Here is a 1,151-nt window from a genome sequence, read left to right on the forward strand (position 1 = left end):
CGAAGCCCTTCGACTTCACGGTATAGACTTCGTCTGCGACAGCCTCTCGATAGAGCTGACTACACTTGCACGCACTCTCCTGTGCGAACGGCAAGCGCTACGCGTGAGCCGTTGCGCGCAGGGGCGCGCGTCCCGCGATTCGCCGGGCGAACGTGTCGCTCGATCGCGACGATTGCGACGCAGCATTTCGTGACGCATTGTCGTAGCGCGCGCTTGGCGAGAGACGTCGACGTCGTTCGTCGAAATTTTGTGGTCACACAATTTGTCGATTCTCATTCGCGCACACCCTCTCGATGATCGTCGACGTCGAATCTTTTCGAGAGGGACGGCTTCATGCAAAACGAACACGCCGCGATCAACCGCCGATTGTCCGATCCGGATTTTCAGGCGTCTCTTCTATCGAGGTCCATCGGACTCGCGCTCGGACTGTCGCTGCTGACGACGGCCTTTATCGCGCATGACGTGTATTTGTGGACGCATCCTCCGACCCCGAAATACTTCGTGATCGACGGACGGAAGACCCGAGAGTTGACGGCGCTCGACACGCCGATCGTCGATGACGCGCAGCTGCTCGATTGGTCGACGCGCGCCGCGCTCGCGCCCTACAACATCAATTACAATGATTATCCGCAGCAGCTTTCCGCTGCGAGCCGGAAATTCTCCAAGCGCGGCTGGAACAGTTTCGCCACCAGCGTGATGGACACCAAGAATTTCGACACGATGAAGCGGTCGATGCTGCTCTGCTATGCGCAAGCGCAGCGCGCCGCCGTCATCAGCGACGTCGCCACGATCGCGGGAGCGCTCGCTTACCGCATCCAAGTTCCGATCGTTCAGACCTGCCAGAACAGCCAGCAGAACATCACGCAAACTCTCGTGATCAAAGCGCTCGTCACGAGAACGAACGACGAGGATCGACCGGACGGCTTGGAGATCGAGGAGCTCGTGGCGGTTCGCCAATAGCAATGAGGACGAAAAGATGCTGAACAAACGCATATTATTCGGCGCCGCAGTCGTCCTGTTGGCGACTGTTTCGCCCGGTCTGGCGCAGCAATCGGCGAGCATTCCTGGAGCCGCGGACGGCGGCGGCGCGCAGGCGTCGGGATCGGCCGATCGCGCCGCGAACATCATTCCTCTGACGCCCGGAATGATCC

General features: G+C 59.9%; 1 protein-coding gene. It reads left to right on the forward strand.

The features are described from left to right. Positions 1-333 precede the first annotated feature (333 nt). Positions 334-960 (forward strand): DotI/IcmL/TraM family protein, encoded by a 627-nt coding sequence (locus tag A1351_RS04225; protein WP_064032323.1) that lies wholly within the window; start codon positions 334-336, stop codon positions 958-960. Positions 961-1,151: the final 191 nt, after the last annotated feature.

This window comes from Methylosinus sp. R-45379 (genome assembly GCF_001644125.1).
Taxonomy (GTDB): domain Bacteria; phylum Pseudomonadota; class Alphaproteobacteria; order Rhizobiales; family Beijerinckiaceae; genus Methylosinus.

What these genes read in the sequence shown, in the direction of transcription:
- A1351_RS04225 (WP_064032323.1), top strand. Translation starts at nt 334, where the DNA reads ATGCAAAACGAACACGCCGCGATCAACCGCCGATTGTCCGATCCGGAT.